This window comes from Thioalkalivibrio sp. (assembly GCF_041690275.1).
GTDB lineage: Bacteria > Pseudomonadota > Gammaproteobacteria > Ectothiorhodospirales > Ectothiorhodospiraceae > Thioalkalivibrio.
In genome coordinates this window covers 22,536-37,845 of the sequence record NZ_JAWLHP010000015.1, presented here as the reverse complement: position 1 = coordinate 37,845, position 15,310 = coordinate 22,536, and the positions used below count along the sequence as shown (strand labels likewise).

Sequence of the window (15,310 nt, the reverse complement as noted above, 5' to 3'; positions counted from 1 at the left end):
TGCGGCATCCAGCCGCGATGCCCCTGCGGAGCCATGCCCGATCGCGGCCGGAGGCCGTTCCCGCGGGCGCAGCCGTCACAACGGCTCCGGGTCGATGTCCCGGTAAATGTCGCGCGTAAAGCGCGGGGTACAGACGGCCAGAAACACCAGATCGACGTCCCCGGTGTTGGTGATTCGCTGCGAGGTGTCCGGGGGCACCACGACCACGTCGCCCGCGCCCACCTCCTGCGGCGCCTGCGTTCCGACCTCGGCCCGGCCCCTGCCCTCGAGGATCACGTAGCGCTCGGTCACGCCCTTCAGGCGGTGAAGCCGGGTGGTGACCCCCGGCTCGACGCGGGCGCGGGCCACCGACACCGCGGTGTCGGTCGGCGTATTCCACCACTCGGCGATGTGGCAGCGCTCCTCGAACCAGTATTCAGCGGGCGGCTGGGCAGTCCCTGTCATCGGTACCTCACCGAGCCCATCGGCATGGCGGCGATGCGCGGCAGGCCGCTGGCATCTTTGCAGAAGAGGATCGGCCAACCCGGGCCGGGCATGCTTCGCAGGATTCCGCTGCTCGATGGGATCAAGGGTAGCTACCCGCTGGATGGAGATCCCCCGGCCCAGCAGGCGGGGGTTGGGGGTTGTGTTCCGCCGTGCGCGACGTTCGCGCTGCGTGAATCCTCGCACAGACCCCACACCAGGCGTCAATCGCGGCATCCCCCCGGGTGAGATCCCCCGCGCCGGAGCGCCGACAATACTCGCCTCCCACAGGGACCGGGGCGCACGCCGCATAAGGCCCAGGGCAAGCGCTTCTACACCCGAAACGGCCGAAGGCGATACACTCGTGCGAACCGGGGCGACAGAAACGGGACACAAACTCGCCGGCACCGCCGCCCCCGGCAGGCGAGGACTCGACCGACATGGATCCAGACCCGCAACACACCGAACTCGACTGGTTCCGCGCGGCGGTGCCCTATGTCGCCGCGCATCGCGACCGGACCATGGTCATCGCGATGGCGGGCGAGGCCGCCCGGGCACCCGAATTCCCGGCCCTGCTGCGGGACATCGCGCAGCTGCGGGCACTCGGCACGCGGGTGGTGCTGGTACATGGGGCCCGTCCTCAGATCGAGGCCCGGCTGCGTGACCGCGGACTCACCCCGCGATACTCGCGAGGCCTGCGGGTGACCGATGCCGAGGCGCTGGAGGCGGTCTGCGACGCGGTCGGTCGCCTCCGGCTGCACATCGAGGGGCTGCTGTCACGCAATCTCGGCAGCCCGGGCATCGCCGGTGCCCGCCTGCGGGTTGCTAGCGGCAACTTCGTGACCGCGCGGCCGCTGGGGGTCCGCGACGGGGTGGATTTCCAGTACACCGGCGAGGTCAGGCGGGTGGACGCACCGGGAATCACGCGCCTGCTCGACGAGGGCCAGATCGTGCTGGTGTCACCGCTCGGCTACTCGCCGACCGGCGAGGTCTTCAACCTGTCCGGCGAAGACGTCGCGACCCAGGTCGCGGCCGGTCTGAAGGCGGACAAGCTGGTGTTTCTGACCGAGGCCGGCCCGCTGCGCGACCGGCACGCCGAGACGCTCACGCAGCTGACGGTGCCGGCGGTGGAGCGGCTGCTGGCCACGGAGGCCGGGCTGCCGGAGGAACTGGCCGGCCACCTGCGCAGCGCGGTGGAGGTCTGCGCCGTGCACGACCTGCGCGTACACCTCGTGGACCGGCACATCGACGGTGGCCTGCTGATCGAGCTGTTCTCGCGGAGCGGAATCGGGACCCTGGTCAGCCGCGAGCCGGTGGAGCGCCTGCGCGCCGCGACCATCGACGATGTGGGCGGGATCTTCGAACTCATCCAGCCGCTGGAGAGCGAGGGCATTCTGGTCCGACGCACCCGCGAGCACCTGGAACTGGAGATCGACTGCTTCCAGGTGCTGGACGCCGACGGGCTGATCATCGGCACCGCGGCACTCTACACCTTCCCCGAAACACAGGTGGCCGAGATCGCCTGCCTCGCCCTGCATCCGGACTATCGTGGCGGCGGGCGGGGCGACCAGATCCTGGAACACATGGAGGGCCTGGCCCAGAGGCGCGGCCATCGGCAGGTCTTCGTGCTCACCACGCGAACCGCGCAGTGGTTCCAGGAACGCGGCTATCACCCGGGCAACATCGACGATCTGCCGGCCGCGCGCCAGGCGCTGTACAGCCAGGCGCGCAACTCCCGGATATTCGTGAAACGGCTCGCCTGACGCTGCTGTCGCGACGGAGGTCCATCCCACAAATGCCCGGGGTCACGGGAACCGCCCCCGGTCGCGATCGCCTGGGGCGAAGATTCAGCCACGGAGAAACACGGAAACACGCGGAATGCACCACGGCTCCCGTAGCGTTATTTTCTTCCATGGCTGTCCGTGTTCTTCCGTGGCTCGTCTTCATCCTTCGGGGGCCTTTGCCCGCGGGCATGACCGTCAGCCGCGGCGTCCCGGGCGAAGGCGATCCAGGCGCAGCCGCGACCGCTGGTCGAACAGGCGCTTCGATGCCAGCCAGACCGCGCCCAGCGCGCCGAAACCGGTGCCGCCCGCGACCAGGAACATGATCAGGATCTGGTACTTCACTGCCTCCACCGGCGGCACACCCGCAAGGATCTGACCGGTCATCATCCCCGGCAGGCTGACCACGCCGGCCGCCGCCATCGCATTGATCGTCGGCATCAGGCCGCTGCGCGCGGCCTCGCGGCGCATGGTCGCGGTCGCGCTGATCCAGGTCTCCCCCAGCGCCAGCCGGCCCTCGATCACCCGGCGCTCCCGCCAGACCGTGTGGGTAAGACGGTCCAGGCCCAGTGCGATGCCGGTCATCGTGTTGCCGAGCAGCATCCCGAGCAGCGGAATCGCGTACTGCGGTTCCCACCATGGCGTGGGCCCGACCATCGTGGTGAGCGCCAGCACCGTCACCACGAATGCCGACAGGAACATCGTTGCCGCACCAATCCCGTAGCCCCAGATGCCGGCAAAGCGCCGCTCCTGCCGGGCCATCACCTCGTACCCGGCGACCGCCAGCATCACCAGCGCCATCAGTGCCACCCAGCTTAGCTGCGCGTGGTCGAACAGAGTCTGGAGCACCAGTCCGACCAGCAGCAGCTGCAGTACCGTGCGCACACCCGCGATCAGCAGGCTGCGGCCCACCCCCAGACGCGCCCAGAGGGTCAGCCCCGCCAGCGCGACCACCAGCAGCGCCGCAAGCGCGAGATCCCATGCGCTCAGGCTGATCACGGTCATCGAGCGAACCTCCCGCCCTGGATCTCGAGGATGCGTCCGCCCAGACGACTGCGCTGCAGGGTGTCGTGACTGACCCACAGGGCGCCCGCTCCCGCCTCGGCGAGGTAGCTGCGCACCGCGCGCTCGATGCGGCGGGTGTTCTCGAGATCGAGGTTCGCGGTTGGCTCGTCGAGCAGCAGCACGCGGGGGCGATTCAGCAAGGCACGCAGCAGCCCCAGCCGCTGCCGCTCGCCGCTGGAGAGGCGCTCGATCTCCCAGCCCAGCGCCTCGTCGGGCAGGGACATGCGTTCGAGCCAGGCCAGTGCCTGCCCCCTTTCCCAGCCGGCGGGAAGGTGTTCCGCAACCCTTGGCGCCCACCATGCTGTCTCCGCCGGGACATACGCGACTTGGCGGCGCCACTCGGGAGGCGCGATATCCCCCCGGTCCTGTCCCGCGAGCCTGACCGCGCCCGAGCCCGGATCAAGATCCGCGAGTGCGCGCAGCAGCAGGGACTTGCCGGAGCCGGAGGCACCGCTGATCTGCACCAGCTCTCCAGGCTGCAGACACAGGTCCAGCGGTCCCAGCTGTGCCGTCTGCAAACCCTCGACCTCCAGCAAGCACTCCATTCCGCCCGACCTTCCCCCTATCCCGCTTCGTATTGAGCGGCACTAGATGCCCCTGGCGCCCGGCAGAGCGCGCTTCCGGTTGCCCCTCCGCCGTGGGAGCGGCTTCCAGCCGCGATCACCCATGCCGCCATACCCATCGCGGCCGGGAGGCCGCTCCCACGACCATCGGGCTCTGCAGGCGAGCCCGCGCGCCGATCAGGCGCCGTATTCTACCCCGCTGAGCACACGAGAGCCGGCCCCGCGATGGTCTGCCGGCGTCGCCGAAGGCTCTGATTGGGGCAGTCCCCAGAGCTCAAGAACTGCTCCGGGAATACGTGCGGTGCGGGCCATCGGCGGCCACGGACGGCTTGAGCGTGCCCGCCCCGCACCTACGCCGGAGCAGCCGCCCCCGGATGCCCGGAACTCTCCCCGGCGCACCAAAAAAAGCGGGCGCTGTTGCGCCCGCAATCACCGATTTCAAGCCCTGGGAGACTGTATGGTCGGTGTCGGAGGAGACTCCGTCTGGGGTGCCCGGACTCGGGGTTCCGGGCACCCCAAGTCGCTTACGTCTTCTTGACGAACTCCGGGTACGCCTCGAGTCCGCACTCGACCACGTCGGCGCCCAGGTATTCATCCTCTTCAGAGAGCCGGATGCCCATCACCAGCTTCAGGATGAACCAGACGACCAGGCTGACAATGAAGACGAAGAGGAAGATCGCCACCAGGCCGCTGAGCTGGCCGAAGACCGTTGCATCCGGGTTGGACAGCAGCACCGCCAGCACCCCCCAGATCCCGGCGGTACCGTGGGCCGAGATCGCACCGACGGGGTCGTCGATCTTCATCTTGTCCAGTGCGACGATGGAGAAGACCACGATCACGCCACCGATCGCGCCGATCACGGCAGCCAGCAGCGGCGACGGGCTCAGCGGGTCGGCGGTGATGGCCACGAGACCGGCGATCGCGCCGTTGAGGGCCATGGTCAGGTCCGCCTTGCCGAACAGCAGGCGGGACGCGATCAGGGACGCGATCACGCCACCCGCGGCCGCGAGGTTGGTGTTCGCGAACACCGCAGCAACATTATTGGCCGAACTCAGATCGGACACCTTCAGTTCCGAACCGCCGTTGAAGCCGAACCAGCCCAGCCACAGGATCAGCACGCCCAGCGTCGCCAGCGGCAGAGCAGCACCTGGAATCGCGTTGATCTCGCCGTTCGGACCGTACTTGCCCTTGCGCGCGCCGAGCAGCAGCACACCCGCAAGCGCCGCGACGGCACCGGTGAAGTGGACGATGCCGGAACCGGCGTAGTCGACGTAGCCCAAGTCGGAAAGGAAACCACCACCCCAGCTCCAGAAGCCCTGGATCGGGTAGATGAAGCCGGTCATCACGACCGCGAAGGCGAGGAAGGCCCACAGCTTCATGCGCTCGGCAACCGCACCCGAGATGATCGACATCGCGGTGGCGACAAACACGACCTGGAAGAAGAAGTCGGCCCGGTTGGAGTAATAGATGTCACCATCGCTCGCCACCATCTCTGCCACGGTGTTGTCACCCGAGATGAAGAAGCCGATGCCCGGGATGATCGAGCTGATCCCGTCGCTGTACATGATGTTGTAACCCACGACCATGAACATCACGGTCGCAACCGAATACAGCGCGATGTTCTTGGTGAGGATCTCAGCGGTGCTTTTGTTTCGCACCAGGCCTGCCTCGAGCATTGTAAAGCCCGCGGCCATCCACATGACCAGCGCACCCGCTATCAGGAAATAGAAGGTATCGAGTGCGTAGGCAAGTTCTGCTACTTGCTGTTCCATGATCGGAAATCTCCAGTAAACGTGAGTTCAGTCCAGGCGGCTCAAAGCGCCTCGGCCCCGGTCTCGCCGGTGCGGATGCGCACGACCTGCTCGATGGGTGAAATGAAGATCTTGCCGTCGCCGATCTTGCCCGTGCTTGCAGACTTCGTGATCGCCTCGACCACGCGGTCAACCGTATCGTCATCCACCGCGACCTCCAGCTTGACCTTGGGCAGGAAGTCCACCACGTACTCGGCACCCCGGTAGAGCTCCGTATGGCCACGCTGGCGACCGAACCCCTTTACTTCAGTCATCGTCATGCCCTGCACGCCGATTTCCGATATTGCTTCGCGAACATCATCAAGCTTGAAGGGCTTGATGATCGCCATGATCATTTTCATCGTTCACTCCTTGTCGCTAGAGCTGGTTTGTCCACGCAGGACGAGAGGTGTCATGTAGACGCGGGGCTTCCTGCACAGGCCGTGCCAACCATGCCCAGACGGGCTCGGGCGCCATTTGTGATCGAATCACCGCCACGCAGGGGGTGACCGCACCAAAAGCGAACGGAACCACGGGGATCGCTGCACCAGAACGGTGCATAACCGGAAGGTGAAGTCACGGCAGACCTTCCGGAGAGGATCAAGCGCAGGAGGCCAGCCCCCTGGCCGATCTTCCCCGGCGCCGGATCGGCGAGAGGGCTCGCCTCCCGCAGGGGGGGCGGGGACAGGGGTGCAGGGCGCGCCTCTCACGCGAATGGCCGTTGGATCAGGGTCTATCCTGGAGCGGATCCGGAGAGAGGACCTCGATGGCTCCGGTGTGCCGCAGCTCTGCCCAGATGGCGCCGACCGTCCGCTGGCTGCCGGGCAGCGGCAGCTCCGGAGCCAGCATCGCCAGTGGTCCGAGCACGTAGGTGCGGGTGAGGATCTCCGGATGGGGAAGCGGCGGTTGCGCCGATACCAGCCGGTCCAGCAGCAGCAGGTCCGCGTCCAGGGTCTTCGGGGCATGGCGCGGCTCGCCGGACCGGCGGCCCAGGCGCGCCTCCAGCTGCTTCAGCCATCCCACCAGTTCCATTGGCGACAGTGACGTGTCGAAGGCGACGCAGAGGTTCCAGTAGTCCGGTCCGTGATAGCCGGCCGCCGGACTGGCGCAGACCGGGGAACGCCGCAGCGCACCGAAGGCGCCGGCAATCGCGCCCAGCGCAGTGCGCAGGTGGCTTGCCGGCTCGACGTTGCTGCCGAGTCCGACAAAGGCACGCCGGGACGGACCGGGCCCGGCATTCAAGGTCGGTTCCGTTCGATAACGATGCCGACCTCGCGCACGCCCGCTACCGCGCCCGGCTTGCCCACGGTCAGGCGAATCGAGTGGCAGCCGAACCGTTCCAGCAGCGTCTGCGCGATCTCCTCGGCCAGACCCTCGAGCAGAACGTGGGCGCCGCGGGTCACGATCGAGCGGACACAGTCGGCGACGGCCGCGTAGTCGATGGTGTCACCGATGTCTCCGGAGTCCGAGGCGGACCGCGTATCCGTGTCCAGTTCGATGTCGAAGCGCAGGCGGCGCCGGATCCGCTGCTCCCAGGCATGAATGCCGATCACGGCTTCAACTTCGAGGTCGTGCAGATAGATGTGATCCATGGTTCGTTCGCCTCCCCGCGAGGAACCCGTGCCAGACACCAGGGCGCAAGCATAACCGACCGCCCGCGGAGCCGCCGAGCACCGTCTTGGTCCGGTGTTCCCCGGAAGCCCGGCACAGGCTGCGCTATGATCCGGGGCCAAGCCGCCACAACACCGATCCCGCAACCCGCGGGACCAGGAGCCATAGCCGCGATGAGCAGCCGTTTTCGAGAATTGCCCTGGCCGGACGACCCCGACGGGCGCCCGCGCCGCATCGGGGTGGAGATCGAAATGGGGGACGTTGCACTGGACGTGATGGCCGCGGCCGTGCGCGCGGAGTTCGGCGGGCGGATCGAAAGCGGCGGAGCCTTCGTCACGTACGTGCGCGAAACGGAGTACGGGGACTTCAGTGTGGAACTGGACGCCAGCGTGCTCCGGGACCACCGCTACCGCGAGCATCTCCGGCGCCTCGGGGTCGAGCTCGATGCAAGGGATCAGGAGTCCCTGGACCGCTGGCTTGCTGATGCCGCGGCCCGCCTGGTCCCGTACGAGATCGTGGCTCCTCCGGTACCGATGACCGTGCTGCCGCGTCTCGACCGCGTCCGTGGCACACTCCAGCGGCAAGGAGCGCAGGGGACCCAGGCGTCGCTGCTGTACGCCTTCGGGCTGCAGCTGAACATCGAGGCGCACAGCCTGGATGCGGATTGGCTCACTCCGCTGCTGCAGGCCTTCGTGCTGCTCTACGAGGCACTGGTCAAGGCCGGCAACATCGACCTCGCCCGCCGGCTCACGCCATTCATCAAGCCCTTCCCGGGCAGCTACGTACGTCACCTGCTGCAACCCGCCTACCGCCCGGGGATCGGCGAGCTGATCGACGACTACCTCGAGCACAACCCGACCCGAAACCGCCCACTGGACATGCTGCCCCTGTTCGCAGTGATCGATGCACAGCGTGTACGGTCGGCGCCGGTGGAACACGAACTGATCAAGCCGCGTCCGGCACTGCACTACCGGCTGCCGAACTGCGAGATCGACGACCCCGAATGGACTCTGGCACGACCGTTCAATGCATGGGCCGAGGTGGAACACCTGGCGGCGGACACGGACCGCCTGCAGGATGCGCGCGCGGAATACCTGCGGCGTCCCGCGCAGGCGCTCGGGCAGTTCGCGGACCAATGGGCGCAGCGGATCCGTGACTGGTTCTGATCCGGAAACAGCCCGCGAAGAGACGGACGGTGCGAGCCGGCGTCCACTGGTCGCGATCACCGGACCGGACCGCGGCGGCTGGCCGGCATGGTTCTTCACCGCGCTGGCCGTGCGCCGGGCGGGCGGCCGACCGCTCAGGATCCGCCCGTCACGACCCTGCTACCGCTGCGATTTCGATGCCCTGATCGTCGGCGGCGGCGCGGACGTCGACCCGGCGCTCTATGACGAGCCCGGGGGGCCGAGCGCCAGCGACATCCAGGCGGCCGAGCGCCGCTGGACGCAACGGCTGATCGGCTACGCCTTCTACCCGATGCTCTGGCTGCTCCGCCGCATGTTCCAGTCGCATCGGGGCGGCCTCGACCCCGAGCGGGATCGCCTGGAGAAGGCCCTGATCAACCGCGCGCTCGACGGCCACCTGCCGGTGCTCGGCATCTGTCGCGGCATGCAGCTGATCAACGTGGTGCTCGGAGGGAGCCTGAACCGCAGCCTCGACGCGTTCTACGTGGAGACCCCGAGGTCGCGCAGCCTGCTGCCGGTGAAGAAGATCTCCGTCGAATCCGGCAGCCGGCTGGAGGAGGTCTTCGACACTGGAGAATTGTGGGTCAATGCGCTGCACGATCAGGCCGTGAAACGTCTGGGCCGGCGGATCCGGGTCGCGGCCTGCGAACCGGCGGGCGTGATCCAGGCGATCGAGTCCACGGCCGGCTGGTGCATCGGCGTGCAGTGGCACCCCGAATACCTGCCGCAGAAGGAGATCCAGCAGCGGCTGTTCCGGGCCCTGGTGGAGGCCGCCCGGCAGGCACCCGCGCGGCCCGGTCAGCTCGCGGCCGGATAGGGAATGCCGAGCCCCCCCAGGCCGCAGTAACCCTCCGGGTTCTTCGCCAGGTACTGCTGGTGATAGTCCTCCGCGAAGTAGAAATCCTCCAGCGGCCTGATCTCCGTGGTCACCGGACCGCGGCCCGCCGCGCGCAGGATTTCATTGAAGCGCTCGCGGCTGGCCTCGGCCACCGGCAGTCGCCCCGGATCCGCAGGATAGATTCCCGAGCGGTACTGCGTCCCGACGTCGTTTCCCTGGCGCATGCCCTGGGTGGGATCGTGACCCTCCCAGAAGATCTTCAGCACCTCCTCGAGCGCAAGCCTGGACGGATCGAAGACCACGCGGACGAGCTCGTTGTGCCCGGTCATGCCCGAGCACACCTCCCGATAGGTCGGATTCGGGGTATGGCCGGCACCATAGCCCACTGCGGTCACGTGAACGCCCGGCTGTCGCCAGAACAGACGTTCCGCGCCCCAGAAGCAGCCCATGCCGAGGTGGACCACCTCCATCCCGTCCGGATAGGGCGGCAGCAGCGGGACGTCGAGCACCGCGTGGCGCTCGGGTACCGGCATCGGGGTCGCGCGTCCCGGCAGCGCCTCCGAGGGATCGGGCATGCGGGTCTTGTGCATCGCGGCAAACAACATCCAGAACTCCTCAGGGCTGACCCGGCGGTTCGATGCGGAGCAGTTCGCCGGGGTCGTGATCGGTGAGCACGTAGACCAGACCGTCGCGCACGTGCACGTCACGGATGCGCCGGTTCTGCGCCTCGAGCAGGCGGACCTCCGAGACCACGGTGTTGTCGTCGTCAAGCGTGATCCGTGCGAGGTGCCGGTGCGCCAGCGCCCCGACCAGCAGATCACCGTCCCAGTCGGGGAAGGCATCGCCCTGGTAAAAGGCCATGCCGGATGGCGCAATCGACGGGGTCCAGTGGTGCAGGGGCTGTTCCATGCCTTCCTTCTCGCGGATTCCCTCCCCGACGACGGCACCCGAGTAGTCGATGCCGTGGGTGATCACCGGCCAGCCGTAGTTCAGACCGGGCTCGATGATGTTGATCTCGTCACCGCCCCGGGGCCCGTGCTCATGTTCCCACAGGGCTCCGGCCTCGGGGTGCAGGGCCATTCCCTGGGGGTTGCGCACGCCGTAGGCATAGATCTCCGGACGCGCTCCGTCGTCCCCGGCAAAGGGGTTGTCCGCGGGAACGCGGCCGTCATCGTGCAGCCGGATGATGCTGCCCGCGTGGTCATCGAGTAGCTGGGCGCGCGGCCGGTCTCCGCGATCGCCCACGGACAGGAAGACGTACCCGTCGCGGTCGAAGACAATGCGACCGCCGAAATGGCGCCCGCCACGGCTGGCAGGCTCGGCGGTGAACAGGATCTCGACGTCGCTCAGGCGGTCATCCTCAAGGCGCGCGCGCGCCAGACGCGTGGTCACGCCGCCGCCGACCGAGGCGGCATGGGTGAAATACAGCCAGCGGTTGTCCTCGAACCCGGGATGCAGGGCCAGGTCGAGCAGACCTCCCTGACCGGTGGCGGTGATCGGCGGTAACCCCGGCACCGGCTCCGGCAACAGCCTGCCGTCGCGGAAGATCCTGAGGCGCCCGGGCCGTTCGCTGATCAGGATGTCGCCGTCGGGCAGGAAGGCCAGCGCCCAGGGGTGCGACAGGCCGTCGGTCAGTGGCACGACGCGGTAGTCGGCGGACGCGCCCGCACGTCCCTGCTCCCCCGCGCAGGCCGCGAGCGAGACGAGCAGGAGCAGAAAGGGAAGGATCCGCCAGGGACCCGTTCGCATCGAGTGCATCAGCATATCCCCTGCTGCCGCCCGGCAGCGTTGACGTGCAAGAGCAGCCACGAAAGAACACGGCGTGCACGACCGATAGTTGGCCCTGCCGCCACCTCGGCTGGACGGTCGCCCGTCTCCTGCGCCCCGTTCGCGCCATGGAGTGCGGGAGCTTGCTCCCGCGGCAGGAGGCAGCCCCCTGCAGCGCAAGGCGGCGGCAAGCCGCCGCACTCCATACGGCGCTCTCATCCCTCGGGGCGTCGCGTATCGACATGATGTTTAGTCCGGCAGGCCACGGGCGGGTTCCGCAAGCAGCCCGGCCCGGGCGCAGTCCCTCGCGAGCCCCCGGACTGACGTCACCAGCTCCTCCGCATGTCCGGCCCGCAACCGGGCACGCAGATGCTCGACCAGGTCGATCTGGCGCGTCTGCAGTTCCCGGGCCAGTGACATCAGGCCGGCCCGCTCGTCCAGCTGGCGCGCCCGCTCGAGCTCCGCCGAATCCTGCGGCAGGGTCAGGGACAGCTCGATCAGCTGGCGCATGCGCATGGCGCCGGCCTCCTCGGAGGCCACGGCCAGCTCCTGTCCGAAGACCTGCAGATCGTGGATCTCGCCCAGCAGATCCTGCAGCACCTTCAGTTGCCGGGCCTGTTCGGCCGCGTCGGGAAGGACGACGACCAGCGGCTCCAGCAGGTAGCGCAGGCGCTTCCCGCTGATGCGGGCGATGTGCAACGGCTCCTCCGCGGTATCGGCAAGGATGTTGGCGCACTGCGTCGCAAAATCGCCGCTGGCCTCGAGCAGCAGTCCCGCTGTCACCTCGGCGAAGCTGTGCCGGGGGTCGTCGCGCTTCGCCTTGAGCCGGGCGCGCAGCGGCTTGTGCACCAGCCGGAAGCGCTCCGCCAGGGTCGCCCGGAGTTCCGCATATTCAGCCTCCAGCCGTTCCTCCAGGCGCTGCTGCAGCCAGTCGAAGCCGGGCCTCTGATGCGGTTTCGGATCGGACCGTCGCTGCGCCAGCCGGGCCAGCTGTACCTCGGTGTCCCGAGCCGCGCCCGTGGCGTCGACCACCGCCTTCAGGCGCCGGCGAAGCTTCCGGGTGACGACGTCGGTCAGGTACGGACGGTAGGCCTTCTCGATGCTGCGCGCACGCCGTATCGCGACCCGGAACTGGTGCACCGCATCCGGATCGTCCAGCTCCCCTGCCAGTGCGTCGGCCACCGCAAGACGCTTGCGCATCAGCAGCCGGGCGACCTGGCCAACCGGGCGCTGCATGTGAGAGGGCTTGACGGTCAGGACCCTGGCAACCATCGCGGCATCCTACTCTCCGGTATGTTACAGATTCTAGTGAGCCATGCGGAAAGTTCGGTGACTATGGAGCACAGCCAGAAGGGCCGGAGCAAGGAGGGCAAGGGCAGGAATAGTGGGCCTATTTCAAACTGGCCCAACGCAGCGCCGGCGCTTCTGGCGAAGCGATCTGGTACCGAACCTTCCGCATGGCCCACTAGCTCGGGCGGTTGCCGGCCGCGCCGGCATCAGGGGGATAACGATAGGGGTGTGGCTGCCCCCCGGGGCGGGTCCGGAACAGCCGCATCGTCCACAGATACTGGGCCGGCGCCTCGCGAATCGCGCGCTCGATGGCCGCGTTCATCGCCCGGGCATCGGCACTGTCGTCGCCGCTCGGAAAATCCTCCAGCGGCGGCCACAGCTTCAGCACGTACTGGTCCTCGGCTCGGTCGTAGCTCGTGAAACTCGGCAGCACAGCGGCGCCGGTCATCCGAGCGAGACGCCCCAGCGCGGTCAAGGTCGCCTTGCGCACGCCGAAGAACTCCGCGAAGACCGCCCCCTCGGCGCCAAGATCCTCGTCCGGCAGATAGTAGAAGAAGCGTCCCCGCCGGATCTGGCGGATCGCCGGCCGCAGACCCTGCTCCCGGGTGAAGATGTCGCCGGAATAGCGGGTCCTGGAGCGGTGATTGACCCACTCGACCAACGGATTCCGCATCGGTTTGGCGAAGGACACCCCATCGTAAGACTGGCTCATGCGCAGCCCGCCGTGGTCCAGCGCCAACGAGTGCGGTGCAAGCACGATCACCGGCACGTCCCGGGCGCGCAGCCGCTGGTAGTGCTCTTCGCCCACCAGGCGAATGCGGGCCGCATGCGTCTGCGGCGACCCGAACCAGAGCATCCCGTAGTCGAGCATGCTCTGCGCCGCATACCGGTAGTGCTCGCGCAGCAGGCGCTCGCGCTGGTCCCGGGTCAGATCCGGGAAGCACCAGGAGAGGTTTACCCGCGCGATATGCCGGCGCTTCGGGGAGCCTGCGCGCAGCGCCCGGGCCAGTCCCGGAACCAGCGCGCGCAGCACCGGCCGCGGCAGCCGGTGCAGCAGCCACAGCAGGCCAAGGCCGAACCACGTGCCCCAGTGCCGCGGCGATGCGTGGCGCCAGGTCAGTTCGGCCCGGTGGGCATCGGCCCCGGGAGCCGCGGCGCCTGCGCGGGTGCTCATTGCCCGCCGGCGGGAGGAACGATCTGTTTGCGCGCCCGCCGGGCGAAGACCTCCATCTCCTTCGCCGCCTGCAGGTCGCCCCTGTCCCGGGCCACGGACGCGCCGCGCTCGCAGACCTCGAGTGCCCGGGCCGGTTCGCCGGCATCGAGCAGGCTCCGCCCGAGGAGCTTCCAGGCCGCGGAGTAGCCGGCGTCCTGCTCCAGCGCGCGTTCCAGGTGCGGGATCGCCTCGCCGGTCCTTCCCGCCGCCACCAGGGCGTTGGCCAGCGACAGGCGCAGCATCGGCGAATCCTGACCGGCCTCGAGCATGGCCTCGAAACGGGGGATCATGTCGGCCATTTTTGTTCCTCCAGCTTCATTCGGGGGGGCGGGGGGTTGGCACAGCCCCACCGGTGGCTTATCACTAGAATAACCGCGAAGCCGGCCGGAACAGGCGCTGCACGGCCTTCACCCGGTCGCGTTCGGTCAGGAACAGGATCACGTGGTCGCCGGCTCGGATCACGGTGTCATGGTGGGGCACGATCACCTCCCGGTCGCGCACGATCGCGCCGATGCTGGCGCCCCTTGGCAGCCGCAACTCGTCGATGCGTCGGTCGACCACGCGCGACGTCCGCCGGTCTCCGCTGACAATGGTCTCGATCGCCTCCGCTGCGCCCCGGCGCAGGCTGTGCACGGTCGCGGTGCCTTCCTCGCGCACGCGCGCCAGCAGCACCCCGATGGTCGCCTGCTGCGGGGAGAGCGCCACATCGATCGGTCCGCCCTCCATCAGGTCGACGTAGCCGGGGCGGTTGATCAGCGCCATCACCTTGCGCACACCCCGGCGCTTGGCCAGCATTCCGGAAAAGATGTTGGCCTGGTCGTCGTTGGTCACCGCGCAGAACACATCCATGTCGCCGATTCCGCAGCTTTCCAGGAAGCGGTCATCGGCGCTGTCCCCGGTCAGCACCTGCGTGTCGGGGGGCAGTTCCGCGGCCAGGTATTCCGCGCGCTGCGGATCACGCTCGATCAGCCGGACCTCGTAACGATCGGCCAGCGCCTCCGCCAGCCGGCGGCCGATGTTGCCGCCACCGCCCACGAGGACCCGCCGGTAGGGCTTGTCCAGCTTGCGCAGTTCCGAGGTCACGGCCCGGATGTTCTTCTTCGCGGCCACGAAGAAGACCTCGTCCTCGGCCTCCACCACGGTGTCCCCATCCGGCTCGATGGGGCGATTGCGCCGGAAGATCGCTGCGACGCGGGTGTGGATGCCCGGCATGTCGGTGCTGATCCTGCGCAGCTCGTGGCCCACCAGCGGACCGCCGTAGTAGGCCCTGACCCCGACCAGCGATACCAGTCCGTCGGCGAAGTCCAGGACCTGCAGCGCACCGGGATGTTCGAGCAGGCGCTGGATCTGGCTGGTCACGATCGCCTCGGGGGAGATCAGCATGTCCACCGGCACCGCGTCCGGCGCGAAGAGCCCGGGGTTGTCGTGATAGCTGCGCTCGCGCACCCGCGCGATCTTGGTGCCGATTCCGAACAGCGTGGAGCCGACCTGGCAGGCGAGCATGTTCACCTCGTCGGAATCGGTCACCGCGATGAGCACCTCGGCCTCCCGCGCGCCCGCGGATTCGAGTACGCCCGGATGGCAGCCGAAGCCGCTGATCGTCCGGATGTCGAGGTGGCTGGCGATGGCCTCCAGACAGTCGGCGCGGGTATCGATCACCGTCACGTTGTGACCGTCTCCACTGAGGGCCTCCGCGAGCGACTGCCCCACCTGCCCCGCACCGACGATGACGATACGCTTCAATCG

The 15,310-nt window shown here is 68.3% G+C and carries 16 protein-coding genes; 3 read left to right on the top strand and 13 right to left on the bottom strand.

From position 1 onward, the window contains the following. Positions 1 to 75 precede the first annotated feature (75 nt). Positions 76 to 444, bottom strand: coding sequence for a cupin domain-containing protein (locus ACESMN_RS04425; protein WP_373052378.1), 369 nt, complete (start codon positions 442 to 444; stop codon positions 76 to 78). Between the two features lie 458 nt (positions 445 to 902). Here ACESMN_RS04425 and argA point away from each other — a divergent pair, with 458 nt between their 5' ends. Beyond that, the gene (gene argA, locus ACESMN_RS04420; RefSeq protein ID WP_373052377.1) at positions 903 to 2,225 is read left to right on the top strand and encodes an amino-acid N-acetyltransferase; all 1,323 of its coding nucleotides are present in this window, start codon (positions 903 to 905) and stop codon (positions 2,223 to 2,225) included. A 216-nt stretch (positions 2,226 to 2,441) separates the two neighbouring features. Here argA and ACESMN_RS04415 read toward each other — a convergent pair whose 3' ends face one another. From ACESMN_RS04415 to folB, 6 genes are all read right to left on the bottom strand, one after another. Then, positions 2,442 to 3,248 carry an ABC transporter permease gene (locus ACESMN_RS04415; protein WP_373052376.1) on the bottom strand — a complete coding sequence of 269 codons (807 nt, stop codon included), beginning with the start codon at positions 3,246 to 3,248 and terminating at the stop codon, positions 2,442 to 2,444. Continuing rightward, complete coding sequence (locus tag ACESMN_RS04410; RefSeq protein ID WP_373052375.1) at positions 3,245 to 3,853, bottom strand: ATP-binding cassette domain-containing protein; 609 nt, start codon at positions 3,851 to 3,853, stop codon at positions 3,245 to 3,247. The genes ACESMN_RS04415 and ACESMN_RS04410 overlap by 4 nt, the downstream gene beginning before the upstream one ends. Positions 3,854 to 4,395: 542 nt before the next feature. Then, complete coding sequence (locus tag ACESMN_RS04405; RefSeq protein ID WP_373052374.1) at positions 4,396 to 5,643, bottom strand: ammonium transporter; 1,248 nt, start codon at positions 5,641 to 5,643, stop codon at positions 4,396 to 4,398. Positions 5,644 to 5,684: 41 nt separating this feature from the next. Next, complete coding sequence (locus tag ACESMN_RS04400; RefSeq protein ID WP_373052373.1) at positions 5,685 to 6,023, bottom strand: P-II family nitrogen regulator; 339 nt, start codon at positions 6,021 to 6,023, stop codon at positions 5,685 to 5,687. 364 nt (positions 6,024 to 6,387) lie between these two features. Then, a complete protein-coding gene (folK, locus tag ACESMN_RS04395) occupies positions 6,388 to 6,903 on the bottom strand; it encodes a 2-amino-4-hydroxy-6-hydroxymethyldihydropteridine diphosphokinase (protein WP_373052372.1) in 516 nt (171 codons plus the stop codon). Next, positions 6,900 to 7,253, bottom strand: a complete 354-nt coding sequence (folB, locus tag ACESMN_RS04390) for a dihydroneopterin aldolase (RefSeq protein WP_373052371.1) — start codon at positions 7,251 to 7,253, stop codon at positions 6,900 to 6,902. Before folB ends, folK begins: the two co-directional genes overlap by 4 nt. 192 nt (positions 7,254 to 7,445) lie before the next feature. Here folB and ACESMN_RS04385 point away from each other — a divergent pair, with 192 nt between their 5' ends. Further along, the gene (locus tag ACESMN_RS04385; RefSeq protein ID WP_373052370.1) at positions 7,446 to 8,438 is read left to right on the top strand and encodes an amidoligase family protein; all 993 of its coding nucleotides are present in this window, start codon (positions 7,446 to 7,448) and stop codon (positions 8,436 to 8,438) included. Beyond that, complete coding sequence (locus ACESMN_RS04380; protein WP_373052369.1) at positions 8,425 to 9,273, top strand: gamma-glutamyl-gamma-aminobutyrate hydrolase family protein; 849 nt, start codon at positions 8,425 to 8,427, stop codon at positions 9,271 to 9,273. Before ACESMN_RS04385 ends, ACESMN_RS04380 begins: the two co-directional genes overlap by 14 nt. Here the strand turns inward: ACESMN_RS04380 and msrA are convergent. From msrA to trkA, 6 genes are all read right to left on the bottom strand, one after another. Next, positions 9,255 to 9,899 (bottom strand): peptide-methionine (S)-S-oxide reductase MsrA, encoded by a 645-nt coding sequence (msrA, locus tag ACESMN_RS04375; RefSeq protein ID WP_373052368.1) that lies wholly within the window; start codon positions 9,897 to 9,899, stop codon positions 9,255 to 9,257. The two genes, ACESMN_RS04380 and msrA, sit on opposite strands and share 19 nt — an antisense overlap. Before the next feature lie 10 nt (positions 9,900 to 9,909). Beyond that, positions 9,910 to 11,052, bottom strand: coding sequence for a PQQ-dependent sugar dehydrogenase (locus ACESMN_RS04370; protein WP_373052367.1), 1,143 nt, complete (start codon positions 11,050 to 11,052; stop codon positions 9,910 to 9,912). A 258-nt stretch (positions 11,053 to 11,310) separates the two neighbouring features. After that, entirely contained in the window at positions 11,311 to 12,333 is a 1,023-nt protein-coding gene (locus ACESMN_RS04365) for a CHAD domain-containing protein (protein ID WP_373052366.1), read from the bottom strand. A 193-nt stretch (positions 12,334 to 12,526) separates the two neighbouring features. Then, positions 12,527 to 13,525: a lipid A biosynthesis acyltransferase gene (locus ACESMN_RS04360; protein WP_373052365.1), complete on the bottom strand. Its 999-nt coding sequence runs from the start codon at positions 13,523 to 13,525 to the stop codon at positions 12,527 to 12,529. Beyond that, positions 13,522 to 13,863, bottom strand: coding sequence for a tetratricopeptide repeat protein (locus ACESMN_RS04355; protein WP_373052364.1), 342 nt, complete (start codon positions 13,861 to 13,863; stop codon positions 13,522 to 13,524). The genes ACESMN_RS04360 and ACESMN_RS04355 overlap by 4 nt, the downstream gene beginning before the upstream one ends. 64 nt (positions 13,864 to 13,927) lie before the next feature. Then, positions 13,928 to 15,307 (bottom strand): Trk system potassium transporter TrkA, encoded by a 1,380-nt coding sequence (trkA, locus tag ACESMN_RS04350; protein ID WP_373052363.1) that lies wholly within the window; start codon positions 15,305 to 15,307, stop codon positions 13,928 to 13,930. Positions 15,308 to 15,310: the final 3 nt, after the last annotated feature.